25 protein-coding genes and 1 tRNA gene are annotated in these 23,683 nt (G+C 67.5%); 5 read left to right on the top strand and 21 right to left on the bottom strand.

Annotation, left to right across the window (positions count from 1 at the left end; all coding sequences use genetic code 11):
- Positions 1 to 801: 801 nt before the first annotated feature.
- From V9K99_RS07525 to V9K99_RS07490, 8 genes are all read right to left on the bottom strand, one after another.
- The gene (locus V9K99_RS07525) at positions 802 to 3,429 is read right to left on the bottom strand and encodes an RICIN domain-containing protein (protein WP_337323122.1); all 2,628 of its coding nucleotides are present in this window, start codon (positions 3,427 to 3,429) and stop codon (positions 802 to 804) included.
- A gap of 372 nt (positions 3,430 to 3,801) precedes the next feature.
- Positions 3,802 to 4,575 (bottom strand): hypothetical protein, encoded by a 774-nt coding sequence (locus tag V9K99_RS07520; RefSeq protein WP_337323123.1) that lies wholly within the window; start codon positions 4,573 to 4,575, stop codon positions 3,802 to 3,804.
- Positions 4,572 to 5,102 (bottom strand): SigE family RNA polymerase sigma factor, encoded by a 531-nt coding sequence (locus tag V9K99_RS07515; RefSeq protein ID WP_337323124.1) that lies wholly within the window; start codon positions 5,100 to 5,102, stop codon positions 4,572 to 4,574. Before V9K99_RS07515 ends, V9K99_RS07520 begins: the two co-directional genes overlap by 4 nt.
- Positions 5,103 to 5,230: 128 nt before the next feature.
- A complete protein-coding gene (locus V9K99_RS07510) occupies positions 5,231 to 6,247 on the bottom strand; it encodes an expansin EXLX1 family cellulose-binding protein (RefSeq protein WP_337323125.1) in 1,017 nt (338 codons plus the stop codon).
- A 209-nt stretch (positions 6,248 to 6,456) separates the two neighbouring features.
- Positions 6,457 to 6,663, bottom strand: coding sequence for a hypothetical protein (locus V9K99_RS07505; protein WP_337323126.1), 207 nt, complete (start codon positions 6,661 to 6,663; stop codon positions 6,457 to 6,459).
- A gap of 151 nt (positions 6,664 to 6,814) precedes the next feature.
- Positions 6,815 to 6,967, bottom strand: a complete 153-nt coding sequence (locus V9K99_RS07500) for a hypothetical protein (protein ID WP_337323127.1) — start codon at positions 6,965 to 6,967, stop codon at positions 6,815 to 6,817.
- The gene (locus V9K99_RS07495; protein ID WP_337323128.1) at positions 6,967 to 7,320 is read right to left on the bottom strand and encodes a hypothetical protein; all 354 of its coding nucleotides are present in this window, start codon (positions 7,318 to 7,320) and stop codon (positions 6,967 to 6,969) included. Before V9K99_RS07495 ends, V9K99_RS07500 begins: the two co-directional genes overlap by 1 nt.
- Before the next feature lie 177 nt (positions 7,321 to 7,497).
- Positions 7,498 to 7,929: a hypothetical protein gene (locus V9K99_RS07490; RefSeq protein ID WP_337323129.1), complete on the bottom strand. Its 432-nt coding sequence runs from the start codon at positions 7,927 to 7,929 to the stop codon at positions 7,498 to 7,500.
- Between the two features lie 1,096 nt (positions 7,930 to 9,025).
- Here V9K99_RS07490 and V9K99_RS07485 point away from each other — a divergent pair.
- Positions 9,026 to 9,451, top strand: a complete 426-nt coding sequence (locus V9K99_RS07485; protein ID WP_337323130.1) for a hypothetical protein — start codon at positions 9,026 to 9,028, stop codon at positions 9,449 to 9,451.
- Positions 9,452 to 9,960: 509 nt separating this feature from the next.
- Here V9K99_RS07485 and V9K99_RS07480 read toward each other — a convergent pair.
- Positions 9,961 to 10,161, bottom strand: a complete 201-nt coding sequence (locus V9K99_RS07480) for a hypothetical protein (RefSeq protein WP_337323131.1) — start codon at positions 10,159 to 10,161, stop codon at positions 9,961 to 9,963.
- A gap of 1,267 nt (positions 10,162 to 11,428) precedes the next feature.
- Positions 11,429 to 12,010: a hypothetical protein gene (locus V9K99_RS07475; RefSeq protein WP_337323132.1), complete on the bottom strand. Its 582-nt coding sequence runs from the start codon at positions 12,008 to 12,010 to the stop codon at positions 11,429 to 11,431.
- 557 nt (positions 12,011 to 12,567) lie between these two features.
- Between V9K99_RS07475 and V9K99_RS07470 the strand changes: the two genes are divergently transcribed.
- A complete protein-coding gene (locus tag V9K99_RS07470; RefSeq protein WP_337323133.1) occupies positions 12,568 to 13,008 on the top strand; it encodes a hypothetical protein in 441 nt (146 codons plus the stop codon).
- On the opposite strand, the gene V9K99_RS07465 is transcribed toward V9K99_RS07470, so the two are convergent.
- The 7 genes from V9K99_RS07465 to tenA form a co-directional block, all read right to left on the bottom strand.
- Positions 12,972 to 13,523, bottom strand: a complete 552-nt coding sequence (locus tag V9K99_RS07465; RefSeq protein WP_337323134.1) for a hypothetical protein — start codon at positions 13,521 to 13,523, stop codon at positions 12,972 to 12,974. The genes V9K99_RS07470 and V9K99_RS07465 overlap by 37 nt on opposite strands.
- A gap of 199 nt (positions 13,524 to 13,722) precedes the next feature.
- Positions 13,723 to 13,860, bottom strand: a complete 138-nt coding sequence (locus V9K99_RS07460) for a hypothetical protein (protein ID WP_337323135.1) — start codon at positions 13,858 to 13,860, stop codon at positions 13,723 to 13,725.
- Between the two features lie 28 nt (positions 13,861 to 13,888).
- Entirely contained in the window at positions 13,889 to 14,368 is a 480-nt protein-coding gene (locus tag V9K99_RS42715; protein ID WP_443137117.1) for a helix-turn-helix domain-containing protein, read from the bottom strand.
- A gap of 165 nt (positions 14,369 to 14,533) precedes the next feature.
- On the bottom strand, positions 14,534 to 14,788 hold the full coding sequence (locus tag V9K99_RS07450) for a hypothetical protein (RefSeq protein WP_337323137.1): 255 nt from the start codon (positions 14,786 to 14,788) through the stop codon (positions 14,534 to 14,536).
- Between the two features lie 271 nt (positions 14,789 to 15,059).
- Positions 15,060 to 15,132, bottom strand: a tRNA-Lys gene (locus tag V9K99_RS07445).
- 74 nt (positions 15,133 to 15,206) lie between these two features.
- Positions 15,207 to 16,760 carry a phytoene desaturase family protein gene (locus V9K99_RS07440; RefSeq protein ID WP_337323138.1) on the bottom strand — a complete coding sequence of 518 codons (1,554 nt, stop codon included), beginning with the start codon at positions 16,758 to 16,760 and terminating at the stop codon, positions 15,207 to 15,209.
- Entirely contained in the window at positions 16,757 to 17,419 is a 663-nt protein-coding gene (gene tenA / locus V9K99_RS07435; RefSeq protein ID WP_337323139.1) for a thiaminase II, read from the bottom strand. Before tenA ends, V9K99_RS07440 begins: the two co-directional genes overlap by 4 nt.
- A gap of 94 nt (positions 17,420 to 17,513) precedes the next feature.
- On the opposite strand from tenA, the gene V9K99_RS07430 reads away from it, so the two are divergent.
- Complete coding sequence (locus V9K99_RS07430; RefSeq protein ID WP_337323140.1) at positions 17,514 to 19,250, top strand: aminotransferase class V-fold PLP-dependent enzyme; 1,737 nt, start codon at positions 17,514 to 17,516, stop codon at positions 19,248 to 19,250.
- Here the strand turns inward: V9K99_RS07430 and V9K99_RS07425 are convergent.
- Genes V9K99_RS07425 through V9K99_RS07415 form a run of 3 tightly spaced genes read right to left on the bottom strand, consistent with a single transcriptional unit; the run spans position 19,206 to position 21,576 of the window.
- Positions 19,206 to 19,586, bottom strand: a complete 381-nt coding sequence (locus V9K99_RS07425) for a VOC family protein (protein WP_337323141.1) — start codon at positions 19,584 to 19,586, stop codon at positions 19,206 to 19,208. The two genes, V9K99_RS07430 and V9K99_RS07425, sit on opposite strands and share 45 nt — an antisense overlap.
- Before the next feature lie 11 nt (positions 19,587 to 19,597).
- Positions 19,598 to 20,845, bottom strand: a complete 1,248-nt coding sequence (locus V9K99_RS07420) for an amidase (protein ID WP_337323142.1) — start codon at positions 20,843 to 20,845, stop codon at positions 19,598 to 19,600.
- Entirely contained in the window at positions 20,842 to 21,576 is a 735-nt protein-coding gene (locus V9K99_RS07415) for a lipoate--protein ligase family protein (RefSeq protein WP_337323143.1), read from the bottom strand. Before V9K99_RS07415 ends, V9K99_RS07420 begins: the two co-directional genes overlap by 4 nt.
- A 31-nt stretch (positions 21,577 to 21,607) precedes the next feature.
- Here V9K99_RS07415 and V9K99_RS07410 point away from each other — a divergent pair, with 31 nt between their 5' ends.
- The gene (locus tag V9K99_RS07410; protein WP_337323144.1) at positions 21,608 to 21,871 is read left to right on the top strand and encodes a hypothetical protein; all 264 of its coding nucleotides are present in this window, start codon (positions 21,608 to 21,610) and stop codon (positions 21,869 to 21,871) included.
- On the top strand, positions 21,864 to 22,550 hold the full coding sequence (locus tag V9K99_RS07405; protein ID WP_337336376.1) for a DUF429 domain-containing protein: 687 nt from the start codon (positions 21,864 to 21,866) through the stop codon (positions 22,548 to 22,550). The genes V9K99_RS07410 and V9K99_RS07405 overlap by 8 nt, the downstream gene beginning before the upstream one ends.
- Here V9K99_RS07405 and V9K99_RS07400 read toward each other — a convergent pair.
- Positions 22,547 to 23,635, bottom strand: coding sequence for an ankyrin repeat domain-containing protein (locus tag V9K99_RS07400; RefSeq protein ID WP_337323145.1), 1,089 nt, complete (start codon positions 23,633 to 23,635; stop codon positions 22,547 to 22,549). The two genes, V9K99_RS07405 and V9K99_RS07400, sit on opposite strands and share 4 nt — an antisense overlap.
- Between the last annotated feature and the right edge of the window lie 48 nt (positions 23,636 to 23,683).

The following is a 23,683-nucleotide window of genomic DNA, read 5'->3' as shown; positions in this document are numbered from 1 at the left end:
TTCCCTCCCTGGTCTGGGGAAGACTGTGAACGCTAACAACCGTGTCCGTCAAGGGTCTGCCGGATTACGCTCCGATCACACCGACAGCAGGACGACGTTGTCATGAGATCCGGGGCCGCACGTGAAGATCCCGACGATCTAGGCGCTCAGCCCTCGGTATCACCCCGCAGACGCGGGGTGATACCGAGGCCCGGGGCTCACGGCAGCTATGGACGCGCTTCCCCGCAGACGCGGGGTGACCCTTCAACCGGGACACCGACGCGAGGACCGACGTGTGTATCGGGGTGAACTGCAACTACCGATGCATCTACGGCTACTGGCTGACTGCCTCAGTGCCATGAGCAAGAGTCGCGTGGTGGCCAGCGCATTCCGAGGCTCAATCCCTTACTTGCAAGGCATTCTCGCGATTCTCGTGGATGCGAGTTGGATCCGTTTGAGAGCCGTTCTCATGCGCGGATCGCTCCCAAGTTTCTCCCACTCCCTGACCTTGGCGGAGGCGGGTTCTGGTCAACGTCGCAACACACGATGCGTCGTTGAGGCTAGCAGCGCGGTGAACAGCTTGGCGGGTGGGCGGTCGCCGAGGACGTCGCGGGGGCGGTTGTCGATCTCGTTCTCGACTCGCTCGCTTGTGCTCGACGGTGCGCGCGTTGACGTCTGAACCTCTCTGCTGGAGTCGTTCGGCCACACCGATGTCATCGACCTGGGCGACATCGCCACCGCCCACGGGACCGAGATGATGCTGCCCGTTTGGCTGCGGCTGCTGGGGATACTGGGCACGCCCATGCTCGATGGGTTGTGGGGTCAGGACGGGTCGCCGTACTGCAGACCGCGTCCGTTGGTGCCGATGTAGACGCGGCCGTAGGTGTCGGGGTCACCGGTGACGACGCCGACTCCGCCGATGCTGCCCCACTGGTGGGCGTCGTCGTTGATGCGGACCCAGGTGGCGCCCTTGTCGGTGGTGCGGAAGACTCCGGTGACGTTCTTGACGGTGCCGATCAGGTACAGGGCCTGGTAGTTGGCGCCTGGCGCGGCCTTGCCGAAGCCGAGGGCGGAGGCGGACTGCACCGAGGTGAGCGCGGTGAAGCTGCGGCCCCCGTCGGTGGAGTGCAGCAGCCCCTTGTCGCCGCCGGAGATCCACAGGTCTCCTGCGATGCCGGGGACGGCCGTGAGCCGGCCGGCAGGCAGGTTGCCTGCGCGGGCGGTGAAGGTCGCGCCGCTGTCGGTGCTCGCGTAGAGCGTGCCGCCGGACAGCGAGTAGAAGGTCCTGGCCGACGAGCGGTCGGCGACGACCTCGGCGTCGGTGCCCAGGCCGCCGACCTTCGACCAGGCGGCCCCTAGGTCGGTCGAGCGGTACGGGGCCTGGCCGGCCTCCGTCCAGACGATGGTAGAGCCGTCAGCCGAGAGCGCGACATGGCCGCTCTCGGAGCTGCCCACCGGCTCTGCCTTGAAGCCGTTCCAGCTGCTGCCGCCGTCGGTGGAGTAGGCGCCGTCCTGCGCGCCGCCACGGCCGACACGGACCATCACCGAGGGCTTGGACTGGGCGAAGTCGATGTCGGTGCTGCTGCTCATCAGCGGGTTCGTGAGCCGCCCGGACGGCACTGTGGCCAAGGAGGAGCCGTACCGGAAACCGCCCTGGTCGCCCATGGAGGTGATGAGGGTGGCGCCGCCGGGCGGGGCGATCGCGTCCAACAGCGCGGTCTCCTCAAGACCCCGGGCCCCCGAGGCCCAGTGGCTGGTGCCGCCGCTGTCGTTGGCGGTGACGTCCGTGCTGCGCCAGATGCCGTTGCCGGTCCCGTACAGCACATGCCCGGAGTTGAAGGGGTCGATGGCCAGGGCGGTCATCCAGTGCCCGATGCCGGTGCCGACGTAGGGGGCGCCGGAGGCGTCGCGCACCGACTTGTCGGCCAGTGCCTTCCAGGTCGAGCCGCCGTCGGTGGTCCGGTAGACCTCGTCCTCGGGATACCAGCGGTCGAGGGTGGTGACCATCACCGTGGACGGCTTCTGCGGGTCGACGGCCAGACCGGAGAACCCGTAACCGCCCTGGGACGGTGAGACGTCCTTCCACGCGCCGCCGGCCGGCGTGTACTTCCACACCGAGCCCCCCGTCACGCCGTTGGGTCCAAGGGCGTTGGTGTACGTCAGGTACAGCGAGCCTTCGCCGGAGATCACGCCGTGCTGCGGCAGCTGGCCGGTGGGCTGCCCGGAGACGGCGTGCCAGGTGCTGCCGCCGTCGGTGGAGCGGTACAGAGAGGTGGACTTGTCACCGACGCCGACGTAGACGGTGTTGCTGCCGGCCGGGCCGTACGTCACGAAGGAGATGCCGCCGCCACTGCTCGCCCCGTCCTTGACGGGGAGCGAGGAGACCTGGTCCCATGTCACGCCGTAGTCGGTGCTGCGCCACAGGCCGTTCTTACGGGTGCCGAGGAGCAGGGTGCCGTGGTGCGCGGGGTCGATCACGAGCCGCTCGCCCGCGCCGCGGCCGTCCTCGTTACCGCCGAGCTTGAAGGGCAGGCTGGTGCGCTGGAAGGTGCGGCCGCGATCGGTGGAGCGCAGGATCGCGCCGTTGCCCGCCCAGTCGTTGGTGTACGTACCCGCCGCCAGGTAGAGCCGGTTGGGGTCTACGGGGTCGGTGGCCAGCGAATCGATGCCCAGCAGGTTCCAGTCCTTCTCGCCGACCCAGTCGGTCAGTGGGATCCACTGCTCGGCCGCGGTGTCCCAGCGGTAGGCGCCGCCCATGTCGGTGCGCGCGTATAGCAGGCCCTTCTCGCGCAGGTTGAACACCAGACCGGTGACGTAACCGCCGCCCACCACCTGGGCGTTCTTCCACGCGTACGGTCCGGACCCGGCCGTCTGGGGTTGGGCCAACTTCACCAGCTTCCATTGCTGGTTGGTGCCGCCCGTACCGGGAAACTGGACGACTGCCGCGCCCTGGGCCGTGGAGTTTCCGGAGACGTCCAGGAGCTGGCCGCTCTTGCGGGAGGTGAAGGTGACGGCGTTGGAACCGCTCACCTCGCTGATTTTCCACTCCTGGGAGGCGGAGGAGCTGTCGGTCTGCTGCTCGGCGGCCGCCGCGTTGGCGGTCGAACTGCCCGCTATGCCAAGCACTTTGCCGCTGTTGCGGTTCACCAGCTCGTAGTAGCCGTTCCCGGTGGACCTCAGCTTCCACTGCTGGTTGGCGGTGTGCTGGTCGGTCCACTGCTGGATACGGGTGCCGTCGGCGGTGGAGAAGCCGTTCACGTCGAGCACCTTGCCACTGCGCACGGAAACCAGCTGGTAGTAGGCACTGCCGTCGACCGTCGCGGCCTGCGAGTCCTCCTGCGCGAACAGGAGGCACGGCACGACGATGGCGGGCACGCCGACCAGCAGACCGGTGGCGGTCCAGCGGCCGCGGAAACGCCCGCGGCGCGCGCGGTGAGTGGGGTTGTCCATAGGGGATGTACTCCTTGCATGTCATTCACCGGAGGAAGGCGGATCCAGGCAACGGAGTGGCCTGATCCGCCCCCTAGTGGTCACAGGCACTGCAAAGGGTTGCCGCGGCCCGGGATCTTTTCAGATCCGTATGTCGCCGCCGCCCTGCAGGTTTGTCCGTGATCGGTGACGAGAGGTCGTGCAGCGCCGTTCGTGTGTCTTGATGGGGCGGCGGACATAGCCCACGCCTCGGTCTACTGCGCCCGAGGCGTGAACATCACCATCGACGACGGGCCCGACCCGACCTGGACTCCGCAGGTGCTGCGCTCTCATGTGGCGGCCGAGTTCGTCATCCATCGGCTCGGTCGCGGTACCGCCGGTGCGGGACCGTCCTCACCGGGTCGGGGCGAACCCTCCCCAGACTGCGACGGAACCGCCTGAGCTCTGGGCGTGGACGTGGTAGCTGTCGCGCTTGACCTTGCGGACGCCCGTAGCGTGGTTGTACTGGGCGGCGAACTCGTGCTGTCCGGCCGGCACGGTGCGGCCCGGCTTGAGGGCCCAGCGGTAGAGCAACGCACCGCCGGACTCCTGAACGGTGACAGTGAAGTCGTCGCTCGGCAGGGTCTGCCAGTTGCCGGTGCTCCGCACGTCGCCGGTCTGGGCAATGCGCAGGTCTACGGTGAGTGAGGTGAGCGGCTTGGTGGTCTTGAGGGTCAGGTTGTTCTGGGCCCAGTAGATGGTGCTGTGCACGTCCAGCGAGCCTTCAGACCACAACGGCCCGTCCTTGACCCGGCTGCCGGCCGGCGGAGTTGGGCGCGCGCTGCCCGAGGTGGTGGCCGGGGCTGGACCGGTAGTGGTGGTGCGGGCTGATGGCGTCGGAGCGGACGTGACGATCGGTGACGGGACAGTGGGAGTGGGTGCGGTGGCCGGCGGCGACGGAGCTCCGCCGATGGCGGCGACAGCGACGGCAAGACCACCGGTCGCCAGGGTGGCGGCGGCGACGAGACCGACGATCGCCGCCCGGGGCCATGACCTCGCGATCGAAGGTGTGCGGTGCCGGACACTGGGGTCGGCCGCGCCGCGCTCCACGCGCGCCAGGATCCTTGCGCGGTTGGGCTCGTGAGCCTCGGCGGCCTCTCGCAGCCGTCGGCTGATCTCGTCGTTCACCGGTTCCTCCTTCCTGCCGCCAGTTCGCCGACCGCTTCCGCGCCGAGTAGCCGTTCCAGCTCGGCCATCCCCTTCGAGGTCTGGCTTTTCACCGTACCGACCGAGATGCCCAGCGCAGCGGCGGTGTCCTTCTCCGACAGGTCGAAGGCGTGGCGCAGGACCACGCACGCCCGCTTGCGGAACGGCAGCCGGGTGAGCGCGGCCCGGACGTCCAGCACGACCGCAACATCCGGCCCGTCCACCAGCTCCGTACTGCGGGACCAGAACAGCGCTACTCGCCGTCGCTCGCGGACCCTGCTCCGGATCCATTCCCGAGCCAGATTGGCCACCACGCCGCGGGCATAGGCGACTGGATGTTGCGCTGCCCGCAGCCGATCCCAGCGCTGCCACAGGGCGACCAGCGCATCCGCGGCGAGGTCGTCGGCCGCGTCCTTCTCGCCGGTCAGCAGGTGGGCGAGACGCGCCAGTTCGGCGTAGTGGCGTTCGAAGAAGTCGTGGAACTCTGCGGACGCGTCGTCGACCAGCATCTCCCGCGGTCGCCCTCTCCCTGCGATGTGCGCGTTAACAATCGGCCCGAGCGTAACAGTGCCCCTCACCCGCTGCCGGACGGCGATCGTCCGTGGAGGGGAGTCCTGACGATGGACGGGCGGCACGGTCAATGCCGGGCGAACTGGACCCGGGTCGGCTGCGCGACGTCCGGTTTGAGGGCGATCCCGTCGATGGTCAGCCGCTCACCGTAGATGTCGGTGACCCTGATCGCTCTGCCGCATCCATTGCCGTCGGTGGCGAGGAAGTAGTTGTAGTCCGTGCGGTGCAGCTTTCGCCAGCCTTCGGCGGTCCGGACCTCGAGCGCGGCCACCGGGTTGCGGTGGCCGATCACCTGGACGCCGCACCAGTACGGACTGGACCCGGTCTTGTACCGGATCGAGAGAGGGCCGGACGCGGCGGGGCTCAGCAGCGTCCAGGTGATCGGGAGCCGGCCGACGGAGAGGTTTGCGAGTCTGGCGAACGCCTGTTGGCTGAGGTCGAGTTGCCCGGGTGCGCAGGGCAACGGGCACTCGTTGACTATCCGCACCGTGATGGAGGCCCCGTTCGCGGCGCGGACCAGCACGTACGCTCCGCATGCCTTGGCCGACTCGTAGTCGGTGTGGTTCATCGCCGCGATCATGAGGTCGCCGGACGGGCCGTAGAGGCAGGCACCATTCCCGTCGCCCGCCTCGTACGCGGTCGCGACGCCCCGGTAACGGATGGCGGGCTTGATCCGTCCAGCCAAAGACCCTGTGGACCCCGCGGATTCCGGGCGCGGGGTGCTGGAAGGCGTGCGCGGGCTGTTGGCAGGCGTGCGCGGGCTGCGAGAAGCGACGGGCGGCCTGCTGGCGGCCGACGGCGTCGGGGTACCGCGGGGCGATGGCGGCGGGCTCGTGACCGGCGGCCGCGTCGGTGCCATCGTGGCGTGGGTCGCAACGGTCGGTGAGCCGGAATCGGCCGGGACGGTCGCCGGGGCAGTCGTAACGGACTCGTCGGCGGTACGCCGGGTATCAGCGCTGTCCCCGATGAGGAGCGCGGCCGCCAGGCAGACCACAACGCCGACGGCCAGCAGAGCCAGCGGAATGCCGATGGCCCGCAGGTGCTTGCGCAGCGGCTGCGCCGCGCCGTGCATCGTTGTCCTCATGTCCATCCGTTCGGTAGATCGAGTCGACGTTCCACAGCGCAGTTGCCGCCGGAGCCGAAAAGGTTGCCGTCCGTTGCCCGACATCGCAACCGACATGGGCGGAGCAGCGAGGAACGCCACACCGCCGCGATCGTCACCCGGTCGGTCGTCACCCGGATCCGCGGCACCAAGCGACTCGCTGATCCGCACCGGATGCCCGGGGATTCTGGTTACGACGGGCGGAGGCGGGCGATGAGTGCGTCGTCTCGCCGGACCTGGTAGCCGCGCTCCCGTACGATGGCGACGACGTGGGCTTCATCGGTCGGATCGATGTGTAGGTAGGGGAGGCCCATGAGCGTCTCGACTTGTTCGCCGACGTCGTCCGGTAGCTTGCCTAAAGCAATTGTTGCCGCTTGCAGCGGCCAGTTCCTTCGCAAGCGCGCTTACATCAAGGCTGTCCAGGTCTGGTCGTCTGCCCATCCCGTTTCGCGATCCTCTCTGGTTTGAAGGGCATACCACGCTCCTGATCAGTTTCGTTGCTGACCAGCCGCTGGTCCCCGGCTCTTCTCTCGAAGCGCCCAAGCCGTATCAGCGCCCGAGCAACTTCACGGACCGTGCCACACCGTCGACGAGCTGCGCGGCCCGGATGCAGTCGAGGAAGTCCTCCTCGAAGTAGACCCACCTGTCATGTTCGTCACCGGGACCATGCAGACGGATGACCGGTCCTCTGCTGGCGGCCATCAGAACTGCTCCGCCTGCCGCAGCTCAACCTGCGGGATCCACGTGAACGTGTCCCCCGGTCCCCGGACGCGCCCGATCCAGGTTCCCTGTTCGAAGATCCAGGCGTCCAGGAAGCCCGCCGGTTGCCAGGCCTTCTCCACCGGCTTGGGTGGGTCGACGCGCCGCACCTGGTCGGGTGACCGCGGCCCGTACACGTCGTACTGCAACTCGAGGTCCGCCGCGAGCCGATTCGCGGCCTGCTCGGACAGGCCAGATCCGCGGTTGCCGTTCGCGGCGTTGTCCCAGACCAACCAGTCCTCGTCGCCGTCACCGCTGCGCACATTGAACCGTCCACCATGAGTCCAGGATGGCACACAATCGAAAGTATGTTCCCATGGACTATGAGACCGCAGACTGACCTTGTCCGCGGCGAGCTCAGTCCCAAACCACTGCAGCATCGGCCACAACCCAAGCCAGTCATCCAAACCCAGACGGCGCGCTCTCATGCGCGCCCGCGAGTCATCGGGCCGCGTGGGTCGGCACCTTTGTATTCAGTGCGGCGGTTCCAGCGGGTACGGCGACCGGCCGGTGCGCCGGAAGCGTTGGTCGCCGTATACGAGGCCGTCCTGGCCGCCGAAGTTCGTCAGCAGGAACTGTGTCGACTGCGCGCGGCTGAAGTAGCCGAGTCCGTAGGGGGCGAACGTGGAACCCGCGGCCCAGTAGGGGACTCGGTGCCCGCTGAGATTCACGTGCCGGATCAGCGGCTCGTCGCCGGCGTTGATACGAGCGATGTCGTCGGCACAGGCCGGTAGCTCGCGGGTGCCGCGGCCGGGTTCGGTCCACAGCACGTCGGCGTCGGACGGTCCGTGTTGCGGATTGAAGAAGCACGGCAGCCGACGCTCGGGGTGGTGGCCGACCGGCGAGCGACGAGGTGTACCGCAGTACGGCGTACTGACCGTCGGCAAGCGCCCGGCAGATCGCACTGGCCGAGGCCGGAGCATCCAACAAGAGGTTGTGGGCGGACTCGTAGGCCTTGCCGGCCAGGTAGTAGTCGTCCATGCCAGGCGCGGCGGGTAGTCGTCGGTATTCGGCTTCGAGGAGGGCGAGGTCTTCCGCTATCGCCGTCCGCACCGACTCTAGCTCCTCGGCCGCCGCGCGCTTGCGCAGGTGGTGGCGCCACGCGATTCGCCCGGCAACCACGAGACCGACCACCCCCAGGCTGACGCACAGCCACAGCATCTCTTGACGATACCCCTGAGATCCGGACTGAGGTGGGCGACAGCAGCTGATGGGCGAGCGCATGCTGGTGGCTGTGACCGGCGAGTGGCATTGCGCCAAGTGCGAAGGGGCAGCTGATGTCCCGTTCAAACAAGGATGAATTGCATTTGATGCAACACTGCCCGACTCGTCCGGATCGCCGTTCGCGCTGGTCACGGAGGGGGCGCCGAGAGCGTCGTTTGACCGTCGATCGTGTCTGACCTGCGGTGATCGGGTCGAAGCAACATTGATGCATCTGATACAACAGCGACCCGCGGCAGATCGACTACGCGGTGCCCATTGATCTGGGCGACCTGCACAGGCAAACCGGACCACCTCCCCCCGTGTCAACGGCGCGCATCGGCAGGTGCGACCGGCATCCGAGGCGTGACTCGGGCACATGATCAACTTCTCAGTGATTTCTGGTCATCATGGATGCATGGCGGCCAGAGACTTGGTTTTCCAGCCGGGCGACAGAGTCCGCACCTCCGGCCGTTTCGTCTCCGGCCCGGACGGCGACTGGCTCGACCTGCAACGCGTCCACGATCTGACGATCAAACCGCCCGGCTGGAAGTCGGATCTGTCGATCCGCCTGATCGGTGCCGACGCAGCCGCCGTCCCCTCCGAGTTCGGCCCGAATCAGGTCCCGGGTCACATCACGGTGGTCGGGAGGTGGATGCCCCCGCCCCCGGTGAGCAGGTACGGCTGGGTGACGAGAGCATCGAGGTCGAGACACAGACTCCGGAAGGCCCTCCTCCACGGCTACGTGCGGACAGGACCCACCCACCATGCCCGCCACCTCCCGGGGGCTGGCCACAGAATGTGGTCTGGTACGAGGGCTGGCCACATAGCGCGGTCTCGGATCTGGACCTGGACATCCGCGACCTGGAATCGTCTGGGGCGATGGTCCATCGGGCGATCTTCCGTCCCTCGGAAGACCAGGAAGTCCTCGTCGTAGCCGCCACCGACGTCGAAGCGGTCGCCCGCAGGCTGTCCCCGAGCCTCCCGAATCAGCTCTGCGTAGTCCGAAGCCGCTTCACCCGCGCCCAACTGGACGAGGTCCGCGACGTCCTCCATGCCGATTTCCAGGAGTGGCGCTTGGAGGTCTTCGGCACCGGTAACTCCGACGCCCAAGGCCAACCCTTCGCCACAGCCGAACCCGTCCAAGTCACCCCCGAACTGGCTGCCTGGGCCGACACCCTCCCCAAAGGCCTACTCCTCCTCAGCCCGACAATCACCCCTGCCTGAAATCCAGCAGCCCAACCGACAGGCAGGAGGGTAGGAGCTCCCGGCTGGGGCTCGGGTGACGGTCGGGTGGGTCAGCGGTCCGATGTCGGTGAGGACTGGCCCCGCAGCCTTCGCTCAAGGTGTAGCCGGCGAATAGCGCAGACTTCGAATATGCGCTCGTTGCCAGTCCATCGTTATTGCCTTCACCGCGATCCGCGACTGGCTGTGGATCGAGTGGTGATCGTCGTGTGGCCGAGGTTCGGACACTCTCGTCTGGGGAGCGGTGATGGCACGGCCCGGCGGCGCACTGAGCCGTCCGTACGCGTCCCGCCAGATCTGGCCGGGCCGGTCGAGGTTGCTCTGGCCCGCTCGGCTGACGAGATTCCCGGGCCGCACGCCCTGCCGGGCGGCTCCCGCTACGAGGTGAAGTGGGATGGCTACCTTCACTGAACTTGTCAATCCGGGCAGCTGACGCCCGCGGGGCACTGTGATCTCCGAGGCGGAAACCGTCGCCTTGGGGGTGTTCGGGCTCATTTCCTCGTGATGAGCCCGAACACAAGGCTGACGAGTCCGACTGCGCCGACCGTGGCGCTCGTCGTGACGAACCCTCGAGCGACCACGGAGAACCTCTCGGTGTCGCCTCCTCCGCCGAGGAGGAAGAGCCCCGCCAGCATGACCAGGATGAGGACGGCCAAGGCGAGCAGCACACCTCCGAGGATGAGGCCGGTCATGCTGAGCCGCTTTCGTGAGGACCGGTCGCCGGGTGCCTGGTGGGGGAACGGGTGTTGGTGCAGAGGGACGTTCCCCCGACGTGGGTCGTTGGCCCCTGGATTACCCGGCGTGGACTGTGACATGCCTGGACACTACCTGCCGACAGGCTCTGCGCGCCCGCGCGCCGAGTCAGCTCTCGGGCGTGGAGTAGTGCGCCGTCCACCAGAGAATCGGAGCTGGCTCAGGTGTTGGAGCCAGGGATGCCGGCATCCCTGGCCAGAGGAGATCAGCGGACACTGGGTTCGCGACGCCAAGAAGGTCGAGATCGTGAAGTCAAACCAGTTGTGGTCGTCGAGGTGGCAGCCGACGCCGCCAAACAAGGCGACCACTACCGCCATCCATTGCGATTCCACCGCGTGCGCGCAGACCTTTCAGTGCCCTGCCGCGCACCGTGCGCTCAATCACGGGCACCCTTGCATCCGCTGCCCGATGTCTTGTCGACAATGGTCAGCCGCCGATGGCCTAGACCTCAGTCAATGATGTGGCTTCCAAATAGGCAGTGAGGTCACCGGCCTGGAGCACGTGTCGTACCCAAGCCTCGCGTTCGTGGTTGGTGATCCCCAGCTCCCAGACACATCCAACCGCGTCAGCCGGCAACGGTTCGAGGTCGGCTGGTCGCTCAAGGGGCGCCCGGAAGTAGGCCAGCGACAGGTCGACTGCGGTTGCCCACCAATAGACCAGCACAAAAGCAGGCCGGACGCGCTCGATGAGCGATGATGAAAGCTGCCCTCGACCCGTCACCAGCCGGCAAAGCCTCGGCTGCGATCCGCCGGGCTGCATTGAGCAACTTGCCGCTCAGCTCTCGACGGTCATCTCGTACACCTTTGTCGGCCACCCGTTGACCGACTCAACACCGTAGTGCGTAACGGTCCTCAGCTCATACCCAGTCATCCTCACACCTTGCCCCACCGCGAGGTCGGCACGACGAACGAGACGAAGGCGGATACTGAGTCTGCACCGCCCGCTCCGCACCGACATGTGAGCCGCCACCGCTTCGATCGGATCTCACTCCATCGATTCGCGCAGGCGCCTGGTCGTACTGGCCGCACTGGTCTGACATGTCGGCAAGGGCTGGCCACCTTTTTCCCATGAGGGGACGCCAGGGTCCCGCCCAGTTCCCGACTCGCCCTGGGTTGCTTCAGGGACATTTCGAGAGCTTGGGTACGCATCAGAAGAATCCCGGTCGAAGATCCCGACGGCAATAGCTCGCATGAGCGCAGTGATGCGTCAGCAGGTGCTTGCACGGAACGGCCGCGCGTGCTCTTTCAGCACCAATGTCGTGGTGTCGAAGGCCGATCGGTGGCTGCAGCCGCCGGAGGTCAGTACCTCGACGGAACGCGCATCGACGAACCGGAACTTCGGAATGACGGTTCCGCTGTCGCGGCCGTTGGGGCTGCCTCCGTCGTCGTACCAGACAACGGTGTCCTGCGACAGCAGACCGCGGTCACGCCGCAGGCGCACCTCGGATCCGATGACGCCCCTCACGCGCACGAGTTCGTAGCGGCCGTCCGGTGACGCCACCCGGTCTCGATCCGGCCCCCGCGGCGACAGCTCGGCGGACAGCCACGCCGTACCCCCGGCGAACACCACTCCCACAGAGCCGAGCACGACCGCGGCGATCGTGACGGCACGGCGTCGCCAGACAAGGACTGCCACGGTGGCGGCGGACGCTGCCGCCAGGCCGGTCGACGCGGCGGCCACGAACCCCGCGTACCGAAGGTTGAATGGGTCCCACCAGGTCAGCACGCACGCCGGTACGAGGATCGCAATGGCCACCGCCAGCAACACGATCACCCGTCTACGGGACACGAATCACTCCTCCATGCGGCAGTCTGCGGGGAGCCTCCGCGAAGCGCCAATGGTAGTCAGCGATCGGGTCGCGGTTCGGAGCGCACCCGAAACGCTCACTACAGTCGAACATGCATACGACTATACGGCGAGCCGATGGGGACTGGTAGCTACTGGCATGAGTGAAGGACTCGCTGAAGGTCAGCGGGACGGTGCAGACTTGCTCGGGCCACTGGTCGGCGCCGGGCATGTTCTACGAGAACGTCACCGGCAGCGAACTGATCTCTGCGGCCGGCGTCGTAACTACCGCGTCTGTGAGGAATCCGTATGCAGGCTTCCGCCGGACTCGAACTCTAGGCCCGAGGAATTGCCGGCTACGGAGTCGAACGACGCGCTCCCGACCCTGCCACGACCGGTCATCCCACTTGCCGTCAGCTCGAACTCGTGACCTTGGTCGGCCACTCAAGTGATCCAACGCGCGAGTACGGGTGGAGTACGGGCAGCGGGCCGACCACGGCGGTCCCTAGCATCATGCCGGTCGGACGGGCCGACTCAAGACATCCCTTTCAGGAGGACTGTTGAAGACACGCATTCTGGGCGCCGCGGTGGGCATCGCGGCAGTGGGCGGGTTGCTGACAGCAGTCCCGGCGCAGGCCGAGGGACTGACCTCCGCCCGCGTGGAATGGAGGACCGGCGCCGGGTCCGTCCGCACGACCGTCGACTTCACCAGCCGGACGAGGGTCGTGTTCCGGGACTTCACCGTGCGTGACATCTGTCCCGGCGACAACCTTCCGGTGCGGGCCGAGGTGACGTGGGTGCACACCGACGGATCGTCCGGTGTCGGCAACCGGAAGGCGGACACCAACGGCTGCGGCCCCAACGGCACCAACTTCGGAGACTTCATCCGTACCGGCACCAAGCCCCTCAAGTACGTCTTCGTGAAGGTGTGCATCTACAGAGTGCCGGACGGGGATCTGATCTGTCAGGCCGGCGAGGCCCACAACAACCCGTACACCTGAGCCCGCGACAGGGCGTACAGGCTCTGGGTGATCCTGGCGTGGTCGGTGGTGTCGTCCCACACCGTCTGGTCGGCGCGAGGCCCGGTGGCGCCGTGGTCGCGGTAGGTGGTCACTTCGCGGGACAGGCTGTAGAGGGTGCCGCCGCGGCGTACGAACTGGTGCGGGTTGAACTCTGGCCGCGGCGCCGTACCGGGGTTCACCCAGGGCGCGACCCGGCTGGAACCGAGACCTGTGGCCACCTGGTGGGCGGTGCCGAACACGCCGCCGCGCTGCTTCTCGGGTGCGGCGCGGACGGCTTCGACGGATTCGGCCATCGCGATGTCGCCGTGGTCGCGCAGCAGGTTCTCGGGCTGGGTGTTGTTGGCGTCGGTGAGCCAGGAGTAGACCCGGCTGACCGGTTGCCCGCCGCGCGTGGCGGCGAGGAGGCGTCGGGCGATTAGTTGGAGGCCGGAGCCGTCGAAGTAGGCGTCGACGCTGGCGCCGGTTTCGCGGGACGCGAACGCCACGATCGGCATGATCGCTGCGCTTGCCGGTCATGTTGAGCAGGGCGAGTGGTTGGGCGGGATGGTAGTGGTGATCCCGGCCCGCGCCCGTGCCCATTTTCTGCTCCGTCACTGCTCCGTGGAGAGCTGACAAGAGACGGTCAACGTTGGTGACTGATGCGCTCGTCGCGGGTCTGAGGGCGGATCGGGTTTGAGCCCGATCCGCCATCGACTACTTGATGGAGAAGGCATGTTTGTGCTTGGAGAGCCAGTCTTTGAAGGACTGCAGGGCTGGGTTCCGGGCCCGGACTGCGTCGAGGTTGCGGTCGCCGGTGAAGCGGGCGTGGTCTTCGGCGTAGAACTGGAACATCTTGTCGCCGGGCGACGAGGGTGCGTTCTCAGAGGAGGTGGGGGTCTTCGAAGGCTCGTTGGAGGGCTTCTGCTGCGGCGGGGTTGGCGGCTGCGCGGCCCATGTAGATGTCTGGGGTGATGGGGACTTTGGCTTGGCCTAACTGGTCGGCGATTTGGCGGGCCGTGTGGCCTTGTTGGTCGAGGGCGGTGGCGGTGGTTTTGCGGAGAGCGTGAGAGCGGATCCAGGCCAGCTTGTCCGCCGCGGCTGGTTGGGTCGCGTCGTCGACTTGGGTGAGAAGGCTGGCGGAGTCCTCGAGTTGGATGCCGTAGGTCTTGATGAGGTCGGAGACCAGTTGGTGGTCGATCTTGATGCGGCCGGTTTCGATGAGTTCGATTCTGGTTTGGGGCCAGTTGAGGGTTTCGGCGACCTGTTTGCGGGTCTGGCCGGTTTGGCGGCGGAGGGCTCGGAGGGTGAGGCCTAGGTCGCGGCAGGTTTTGGCTCGTGGGGCGCCGGCTCGTTCGGTGATCGTGGAGATGACGGTGTCGATGCGTTGGGTGGTGGCCTCGCCGATGCGGAGTTCGCCGAGGGCGGGCGGATGTGGTTCTTGATCGCGCCTCGGTAGCTGTCGAGTGAGGTGGCGAGCGTTTCCCGTCGGCGACCCACTGCTCGAACCTCTTCTCCCACAGCTCGATCAGATGGGAGATCTTTGCAACGCGGTCAGCTCGCCGGACTGGTTGGTCTTGGCGCGGTCCTGAAGCTTCCTGAGCAGGGCGCGCTCGGCTGTCGTCTTGTTCTTGCCGAACGCGCTCACCACGCGGATGCGACCGTCGTGGTCGCGGAACTTCGCCTTCGACCGGTAGGCGACGGGCTTTCCCTTGTCGTCGGTTCGTTCGACGCTGGTGGAGATGCTCCCCCAGGTTCCGATGGGCAGCGGTGGCCTCGACATCTCAAGCCTCCAACCTGAACGGTGGTTGGATGCTCAACGCTCGCCGCGGCCGAGAATCGGAGAAGTCGGCAGTGATGCGAACCGATGTGATGTGACGCACAGTCACGGTCAGGTCAAGGTCGAACAGGTGCGGTGGTCGAGTTCGAGGGTGAGCTGCGACAGGGAGAGGGAGAGGGAGCTGCGGCCGAAGCGGAGTTCTGGCAAAGGGGCACGTAAAGGGTCCGTGCCAGACATCAAGAAACCCAGGACACCTGCGTGACCTGGGCTTTTGTGCGCCGCCAGGGACTCGAACCCCGAACCCGCTGATTAAGAGTCAGCTGCTCTGCCAATTGAGCTAGCGGCGCCTGTGTTCTGTTGTCTTGCGTTCGAACGATGAGGATCGTAGCAGGGCTGGGAGGGAGATGCGAAATCGGTTAAATCAGGGGTGCTGGGAGAGCAGGGACATGGCGGCGTTGTGGCCGCCGAGGCCGGAGACGGCGCCGCCGCGGCGGGCGCCGGAACCGCAGATCAGGAGGTTGGCGACGTCGGTCTCGGTGCCCCAGCGGCCGACGTCGGCGTCGTCGGCGGCCCAGGGCCATTGCAGGTCGCCGTGGAAGATGTGGCCGCCGGGCATGCCGACGGATTCCTCGATGTCGTACGGCGTCTTGGCCTCGATGCAGAGGTTGCCGTCGCCGTCGCGGGCGATGCAGTCCTCGAGCGGTTCGGCCAGGTACGACTCCAGCCCGGCCAGCACCCGCCGGACCGCCTCGGCCCGGACCGCATCGTTGTCGGAGGCAAACAACCGGGCGGGGAAGTGGACGCCGAAGACAGTCAGCGTGTGGTGGCCGGAGGCAACCAGCGACGGCGACAGGATCGACGGGTCGGTCAGCGAGTGGCAGTACACCTCCGAGGGCGGCGTCGACGGGAGGACGCCTGAAGAGGCTGACTGGTAAGCCGACTCCAGTTGGCTGTAGTCCTCGTCGATGTGGAACGTCCCGGCGAACGCCCGCCGTGGGTCGTCGCCTGACTTCAGCGCAGGCAGCCGGGAGAGCAGCAGGTTGATCTTGAGCTGCGACCCCTCGGGCTTCGAACCGGCCGGCCGGCCACGCAGCGCGTCCAACGTCGCAGGCGCGACGTTGGCCAACACGTAGGAGCAGTCGACGGACCGCTCTCCGTCACCGCCGAGCCAGGTGACCGAGGCGCTGACCCCATCAGCTTCAACCCTGCTCACGGACGCGTTGGTGATCAGCGATGCGCCGGCACGCCGGGCAGCAGCCGCCAGGGCGTCCGTCACCGCGCCCATGCCGCCGACAGGCACCCGCCACTCACCGGTGCCGTTGCCGATCAGGTGGTAGAGGAAGCATCGGTTCTGGATCAGCGACTCGTCGTGAAGCCCGGCAAAGGTCCCGATCACCGCGTCCGTCGCGACCACGCCGCGGACGGTGTCGTCGGCGAATCGTCGCTCGATGCTCTCGCCGAGAGGGCGTTCGATGAGCTCGTCCCAGAGCGCGGCGTCGACCCGGGAGCGCAGCGCGCTGGCGGATTGCAGCGGTTCAAGGAGCGTAGGAGCGACAGCGGCGGCGAGAGAGCCGACAGCCCCGTAGAAGGCAGTCCAAGCGTCATAGTCCGCGTCGCTGCCAGTCAGCGCGGCAAAGGACGCACGCGTCGCCGCGCCCTCGGGCCGCTCGACCATCAGGCCGACGTAGCGGCCTGAGCGTCGTACCGGCGTGTACGACGCGACGGAGCGCGACCGGAGTTCCAGCGCCAGCCCCAGGTCCGCGACGATCTTGTCCGGGAGCAGACTGACCAGGTACGAGTACCGCGACAGGCGCGCGTCGACCCCCGGGAAGACCTGCTGACTGACCGCGGCGCCGCCCGTGTGGGCCTGTTGCTCCAGCACTAGCGTGGACAGCCCGGCCTGGGCCAGGTAGGAGGCGGCGACGAGGCCGTTGTGGCCGCCGCCGACGATCACGACGTCGTAGAAGTCCTTCATCCGACCGGCCAATCCAGCTGGTTGTACGCGGCGTCCCAGAACATCCATTCGTAGCGGCACGTCGTACTGAAGTGCCTATGGCAACGCTCCCGCTCCGACGCGCTCACGTCCAGCCCGTCGGTCACCGCCAGCACCGACTCGACCACAGCGTCGAACTCGTCCGAGCCGTAGGTCTCGATCCACTGCCGGTAGAGCGGATCCGGTGAGGACCGCTTCAGCAGCTCGCGGCCGACGTCGCGGTAGATCCAATAGCAGGGCAGTACGGCGGCCACGGCCTCGGCATACGTGCCCGTCGCGCACACCGCGGTCAGATAGGACATGTACGCCGTCGTCGTCGGACCGGAGCCGGCTGCGTCGACATCGGCCTCGGTCAGACCGAGTGTGCCGAGCAGAGAGGTGTGCAGCGAGCGCTCGACCGCGATCGCGTTGGCGGCATGCAGGGCGAACATGCTGACCGCGTCCTCGTCGGCCGCGCGGCCGGCGATCAGGGTCAGCGCCCGCGAGTACGAGCGCAGATAGTGACTGTCCTGAACGATGAAGTAGCGGAACGCGTCATGGTCCAGCGTGCCGTCGGTCAGCCCGGTGATGAACGGGTGCCGGACGATCTCGTCGTACACGGGCGCCCCACCGCGGTCCCACAGCTCGCTGGAAAGCGTCATCCCCAACTCCCTCGCCGTCGACTGCGACGACCTTATCCAGAACGCGGCACGACAGCACGAGACGAAAGTCACTCGGCCGCCTTACGCTGACGCCATGACCATCCAGGGGGAGCGGGTTGACGCGACGGTCGGTATGCCGCCCGACACCCCCTTGCTGCGCCGGATCCGGGCCTCGGTGATCGGCGATGACCAGGTCATGCCCGGGCCGTACGGTCCCCGCCGGGTCACGTACGCCGACTACACCGCGTCCGGCCGTGCTCTCACCTTCCTCGAGGACTTCATCCGCGACGAGGTGCTGCCGCGGTACGCGAACACGCACACCGAGTCCAGCGGGACGGGCCTGCAGACCACGCGCCTTCGGGAGGACGCCCGCCGGATCATCCGCGACAGCGTGGGCGGCGATGACGAGACCGCGGTGATCTTCTGCGGATCGGGCGCGACCGGAGCGATCGACAAGCTGATCGGGATCATGGGCCTGCGCATCCCGGCCGAGCTGGACGACACCTATCACTTCACCGACCAGATCCCGCCGGAGCGCCGCCCGGTCGTCTTCATCGGGCCGTACGAGCATCACTCCAACGAGCTTCCGTGGCGCGAGTCGATCGCCGACGTGGTCGTGATCAGCCAGGACCACGACGGCCACATCGACATCGATCAGCTCGAGTCGCGGTTGGTCGAGTACGCCGACCGCCCGCTGAAGATCGGCTCGTTCTCCGCGGCCAGCAACGTCACCGGGATCGTCACCGACACCCGTTGCGTGTCGGCGCTGCTCCATCGGTACGGCGCTTTGTCGTTCTGGGACTGCGCGGCGGCGGCGCCGTACGTGGAGATCGACATGTACGGCGAGGACCGGCTGGAGTACAAGGACGCGATCTTCCTCAGCCCGCACAAGCTGATCGGCGGTCCGGGGACACCCGGCGTACTCGTGGCCCGTCGGGAACTGCTCCACAACCGGGTTCCCGACGTACCGGGCGGTGGGACGGTCGCGTATGTGAACCCGCTCGAGCATCGCTATCTCGACGATCCGGTGCACCGCGAGGAGGGTGGTACGCCGGCGATCATCGGGTCGATCCGCGCCGGGCTCGCGTTCCAGCTCAAGCAGGAGGTCGGGATCGATGTGATCCGCGCGCACGAGGACTGGTATCTGCGGCGTGCGGTCGAGGCGTGGCAGGAGGAGCCGAACATCCAGATCCTCGGCAACCTCGACGCCGAGCGGTTGTCGATCGTGTCGTTCGTGATCAAGGCGCCGTCCGGGCGTTATCTGCACCACAACTTCGTCGTCGCGCTGCTGAACGACCTGTTCGGCATCCAGTCGCGCGGCGGGTGCTCGTGCGCGGGTCCGTACGGGCACGCGCTGCTCGGGATCGACCTGGAGCGGTCGCACGAGTTCGCGGCCGAGATCCTGCACGGGTGCGAGGGGATCAAACCCGGCTGGGTGCGGGTCAACTTCAACTACTTCATCTCGGAAGCCGTTTCCGCGTACGTCGTCGAGGCCGTCAAACTGGTCGCCCGCGACGGCTGGCGGCTGCTCGGCGACTACCGCTTCGACCCGACGAACGGTCTGTGGCGCCACCACCGCGGCCCGGTCGAGCCGCCGCTGCGGCTGTCCCAGGTCGGGTACGACGCCGACGGCACGCTGCGGTACCCACGCCACGACCACACGGCTCCGGAGTCAGCCCTGCAGGGCTACCTGGCCGAGGCCCGCGAACTCCTCTCCACTTGCCAGGAGAACCCTGATCACGAAGGTCATGTGAACGCGGACTTCGACCACCTCCGCTGGTTCGATCTACCTTCCCGCTGCCTGTCGGGCCGACCGGGAGGTCAGTCGTAGGTAGTAGCCGTCGGCATCGAACAGACGGAAGTCCCGCAGGCCCCATTCCTGCAGCTGTACGGCGCCCTCGACCGGCCAGCCGGTGGCGCGCACTCGCTCGTATTCGGCGTCGATGTCGTCGACCTCGAGCACGATCTCGGTTCCGGCCGGCACCCGCCTGAGCGCCGGATCGATCGGCTCCCCGGCGGCGCCGATGCCGATCCGGGCTGAGCCGCGGCCCATCCACAGGTAACGGGGCTGGCGGGACAGTTCCTCGAAGCCGAGTACGTCGCGATAGAACCGGCCGGCCTGGTCGATGTCCTGGGCGAAGACCTCGATCCGCAGTGTCATGTCCATGGCGCAGATTCTCAGACTTCAAGTCTCCTTGAGATCAAATCGGCCGCCGCGATGGCCAGGTCGTTGTCTCTGGCAATCACTTGCAGGCCGATCGGGAGGCCTGTCGTCGGTAGGGGGATCGTGATCGCGGGGTGCTTGGTGAGGTTGGCCAGGCGGGTGTTCTTGAGGAGTTGGGCGCGGACGGCTAGGGCACCGGCCGGATCGTCGACGGCGTCGATCGGTGGGGCGGTGGTGAGGACGGTGGGGGTGATGACGGCGTCGACCTCGTGGAGGAGGTCGGTCATGGCTGCGGTGATCTCGGTTGCCTTGGCGCGTGCTGCGTCGTACCGGGTGCGAGGGACGGCTGCGGCCTCGCGAAGTCGTTCCTGGACGTCGGGTTGGTAGAGGTCGATGTTGCGGCCGGCGTGGTTTGCGGTCGCTTCCGGGCCTTGGATATCGGCGGCGGTGTGGAAGCTTTCGGCCCAGTCGGGGAGGCGGATGTCGGTTGTCGACAATCGGCTGATCGCACGATTCCAGGCGGCGCCGACTTCGGGTGTGTAGTCGAGGTACTCGTCGTTGACGACCACACCGATCCGTGGGGGCGTCCGCTCGGCCTGGGCGGTGCCGGTCAGGGCTGCGATCGCGTACGCCGCGTCCGCGACGGTGGTGGTGAGTACGCCGACGTGATCGAGGCTCTGCGCGAGCGGGAAGACTCCGTCGATGGGCAAGGTGCCGTACGCCGGCTTGAAGCCGACGACTCCACAGAGTGCGGCCGGGATGCGGACCGAGCCGGCCGTGTCGGTGCCGATCGCGAGGGGAACGATCCCTGCCGCGACGGCGGCTCCGGCGCCCGCACTCGAGCCGCCGGTCATCCGTGACGGGTCGTGTGGGTTGCGGCAGGGGCCGACTCGGTTCGACGTACCGGTGCAGCCGTAGGCGAACTCGTGCGTGTGGCTGAGACCGATGATGATCGCGCCGGCTGCGCGGAGCCGAGCGACCACCTCGGCGTCGCGTTGGCCGAGCTCGTCCATCGAGGCGGATCCGCAGCGGAACGGCAGGCCTTCGACCTCGATGATCTCTTTGACCAGAACGGGTACGCCGGCGAGCGCGCCGGTGCGGGGGTGGTCGGCCGCAGCCTTGCGGGCGCCGTCCGCGTCGAGGTGCACCACGGCGTTCAGGTGCTGGTTGTCCTCGGCACGCTGCAGTGCTTGCTCGACCACTTCGACCGGATCGAGTTGGCCGCTTCGCACCTTCGCGGCGGTTTCCTCCAGGCTGATCATGCGTCGACCCGGTGGTCGGCGGCGAGCTCGGCTGCCAGTTCGAGGGTTGCGTCGTCGAGCGGTTGCGAGGTCGTCGCGCCGTACGCGTCGAGGATTTGGCGTTCGACGGTGTCGACGGTCAGCCCTGGCACCTCGGTTGAGAGCGAGCCGACCGACGCCGGGTCGAAGGGGAGCTCCAGGTGGCGGTAGACGTCTGCCAACACAGCTTGGAGACGTACGTCGTCGCCGACCACGGTCAGCGCGCTGAACAGCCAGCCGTTGCGTACGACGCGCTGGCCCGTGCCGACCAGCTTCACCACACCGCGCGCGTTGACGCTGTGCGCACCCGGGCAATACTCACCAGGCACGGCTCCGACCCGCGCGTCGATCCCGAGCTTCTGCAGTACGTCGGCGTACCTCAGACCGAACTCCTTGAACCGGGTCTCCAGCCCTTCCGGTGCCAGGCGTTCATGCTTGACGTGGTCAACCACCACGGCCTCAGTCGTGTAGGCGACCGGCCGCCCACCCACCGCCCGCACCAACGGCTCAAACCCAGCCGCCCTCGCCGCACGCACCGCCGCCCCAAACCCCGGCAGCCGCGTATCCCGCCGCCCGAACACCACCACCGGCGCCCCCGGCCGATACACCCGGAGCGCCTCCATCACCTCGCCACTCGACACCCGCCGTACCAACGCATGCCCAACAGCCAACTCGAGGCCCTCATCGCCAACCCCACCAGAAAACACCAACACCCCGCCATCGTGTCATGTGAAACTGACGCCCATGACGAGGTGGGGAATCGGCACCAGCGAGCGAGCCTGGGCGCATTCGTTCAGGAAGGGCTCGTGGGTGGAGATTCGGGAGTTTCTCGGTGGGATGGCCGCCGACCATCCCGACTTCGGCTATCTGGTCGACGTGGTCGACAGCGTGATCGACTCCGGCGCGGACCAACTCCTGGCCGGCGCCACGTCTATGCACGACCTGATGGTCGTACTTCGCCCGATCGGTGCACCGGTTCGCGACACGGTACGGGCAAGGCATGAGTGAGCCCAGGCGGGTGATGGGAGTCGATGCTTGCCGGAAGGGGTGGGTGGGGATCACTGATGACCTGCGGGGGTACTTCGGGGTGACTATTGGGGAGGTGGTTGCGGCGGCGGAGGGGGATGGGGCTCTGGGGGTGGTGGGTGTGGACATTCCCATTGGGTTGCCGATCACGGGGCCGCGGCAGGCTGATGTGTTGGCGCGAGGGGTGGTGGGGAGGCGGGCGTCGTCGGTGTTTTCGACGCCGGTCAGGGAGGCGTTGATGGCGGCTACGCATGCCGAGGCGTCGACGGTGAATCTGCGGGCCACCGGCAAGGGGCTCAGTCAGCAGGCGTACGCGTTGGCGAGGAAGATCCTGGAAGTCGACGCCTGGGTACCGACGGCCGGTTGTGCGGTGATCGAGGTGCATCCGGAGGTCTGTTTCGCGACGATGGCGGGGCGGCCGTTGGTGCATCCGAAGTCGACCTGGGCAGGCGCGGAGGAACGCCGGCACTTGCTGGCGGGCGTTGGGATGCGTGTGCCCGCTGACATCGGTCGCGCGGGGGAGTTCGCGGCTGTGGACGATGTGCTCGACGCGGCTGCGGCGGCCTGGACAGCCGGACGTTACGCCGAGGGCCGTGCGATCGCCTACCCCGAACCGCCGGAGGTGTTCGGAGCCGGGCCGCCGGCCGCCATCTGGGCTTAGCGGGCGCCGGCGTTGCGTAGGAGGTTGGCGATCTCGTTGTAGTCGCGGTTCTCGGCGTGTTGTAGCGGGGTGGTGCCGTCAGCGTCGGGGAGGGACGGGTTGGCGCCGGCTGTGAGGAGGATGGCGACGATTTGTTGCCATGGCTCGGTGCCTTTGCCGAGGATGATGGCTTCCAGGAGGGCGGTCCAACCGAGGTTGTTGACGTGGTTGACGTTGATGGGGGTTTGCACTACCCGGCGGACGTAGTCGACGTGGCCGCGTTCGCTGGCGGGGATGACGGAGATGCCGCCGTAGCGGTTGCGGAGGTTGAGGTCGGGGTTGGCCGGGAGCAGGGCTTCGAGCATGGCGACGCTGCCTGTGACGCCGGTGACCAGCCAGGGGGAGTCCTGGCGGTCGTCCTGAGCGTCCGGGTCCGCGCCGAGTGCGACCAGGAGTCGCGCCACGTCGACGTGGTCGTTCAGCGAGGCGAGCAGGAGTGCGGTACGGCGGTGGTCGTCCCGTGACTCGAGTGGCGCACGGGCGGCGAGAGCTGCTGCGACACGGTTGGCATCACCGGCTTCGGCTGCTGTGAGCAGTGCCATGGCGGCCTGGTCGCGCGGTGGGAGCTTGGTGCTCAGTACGGCGGCTACCTGACCGCGGGCTGCTTGCACGGGGGTCGTTCCGTCGCGCTCGGCGGGGAGGTTGCGGTTGGCTCCGGCGGCGACGAGTAGGCGGACGGTGTCGACGTACCGAGGGCTGCCGTCGCCGAGCAGGACTGCCTCGTGCAGGGCGGTCCAGCCGAGGCGGTTGACGTGGTCGACGGCTACGCCGGCGCGGAGCAGGCGGCCGACTACTGCGGCGTGGCCGCGTTCGGCTGCGCGGATGAGCGCCGTACCGCGGTAGCTGTCGAGGCTGCGGACATCGGCACCGTGCTGCAGGGTCAGGTCGAGCAGGTCGAGGTAGCCCTCGCTGGCGGCGATCAGAAAGGCGCTCTGGGTGGTGTCGTCGACGGCGTTGACGTTGGCGCCTGCCGCGATCAGCCGGCGAGCGGTGGGTACGTCGTTCTTCCAGGCTGCGGCGATCAGTTGCTGGTCAGCTGTCTGCACAACGGAGGTCCTTGGTGAGGAGGAGCAGGCTGCCGCCACCAGGATGGC

The sequence above is a fragment of the Kribbella sp. CCNWLW201 genome (genome assembly GCF_037203805.1).
Taxonomy (GTDB): domain Bacteria; phylum Actinomycetota; class Actinomycetes; order Propionibacteriales; family Kribbellaceae; genus Kribbella.
Note: the sequence above shows the minus strand (reverse complement) of the source record. Positions and strands in the feature narration are given on the sequence as shown.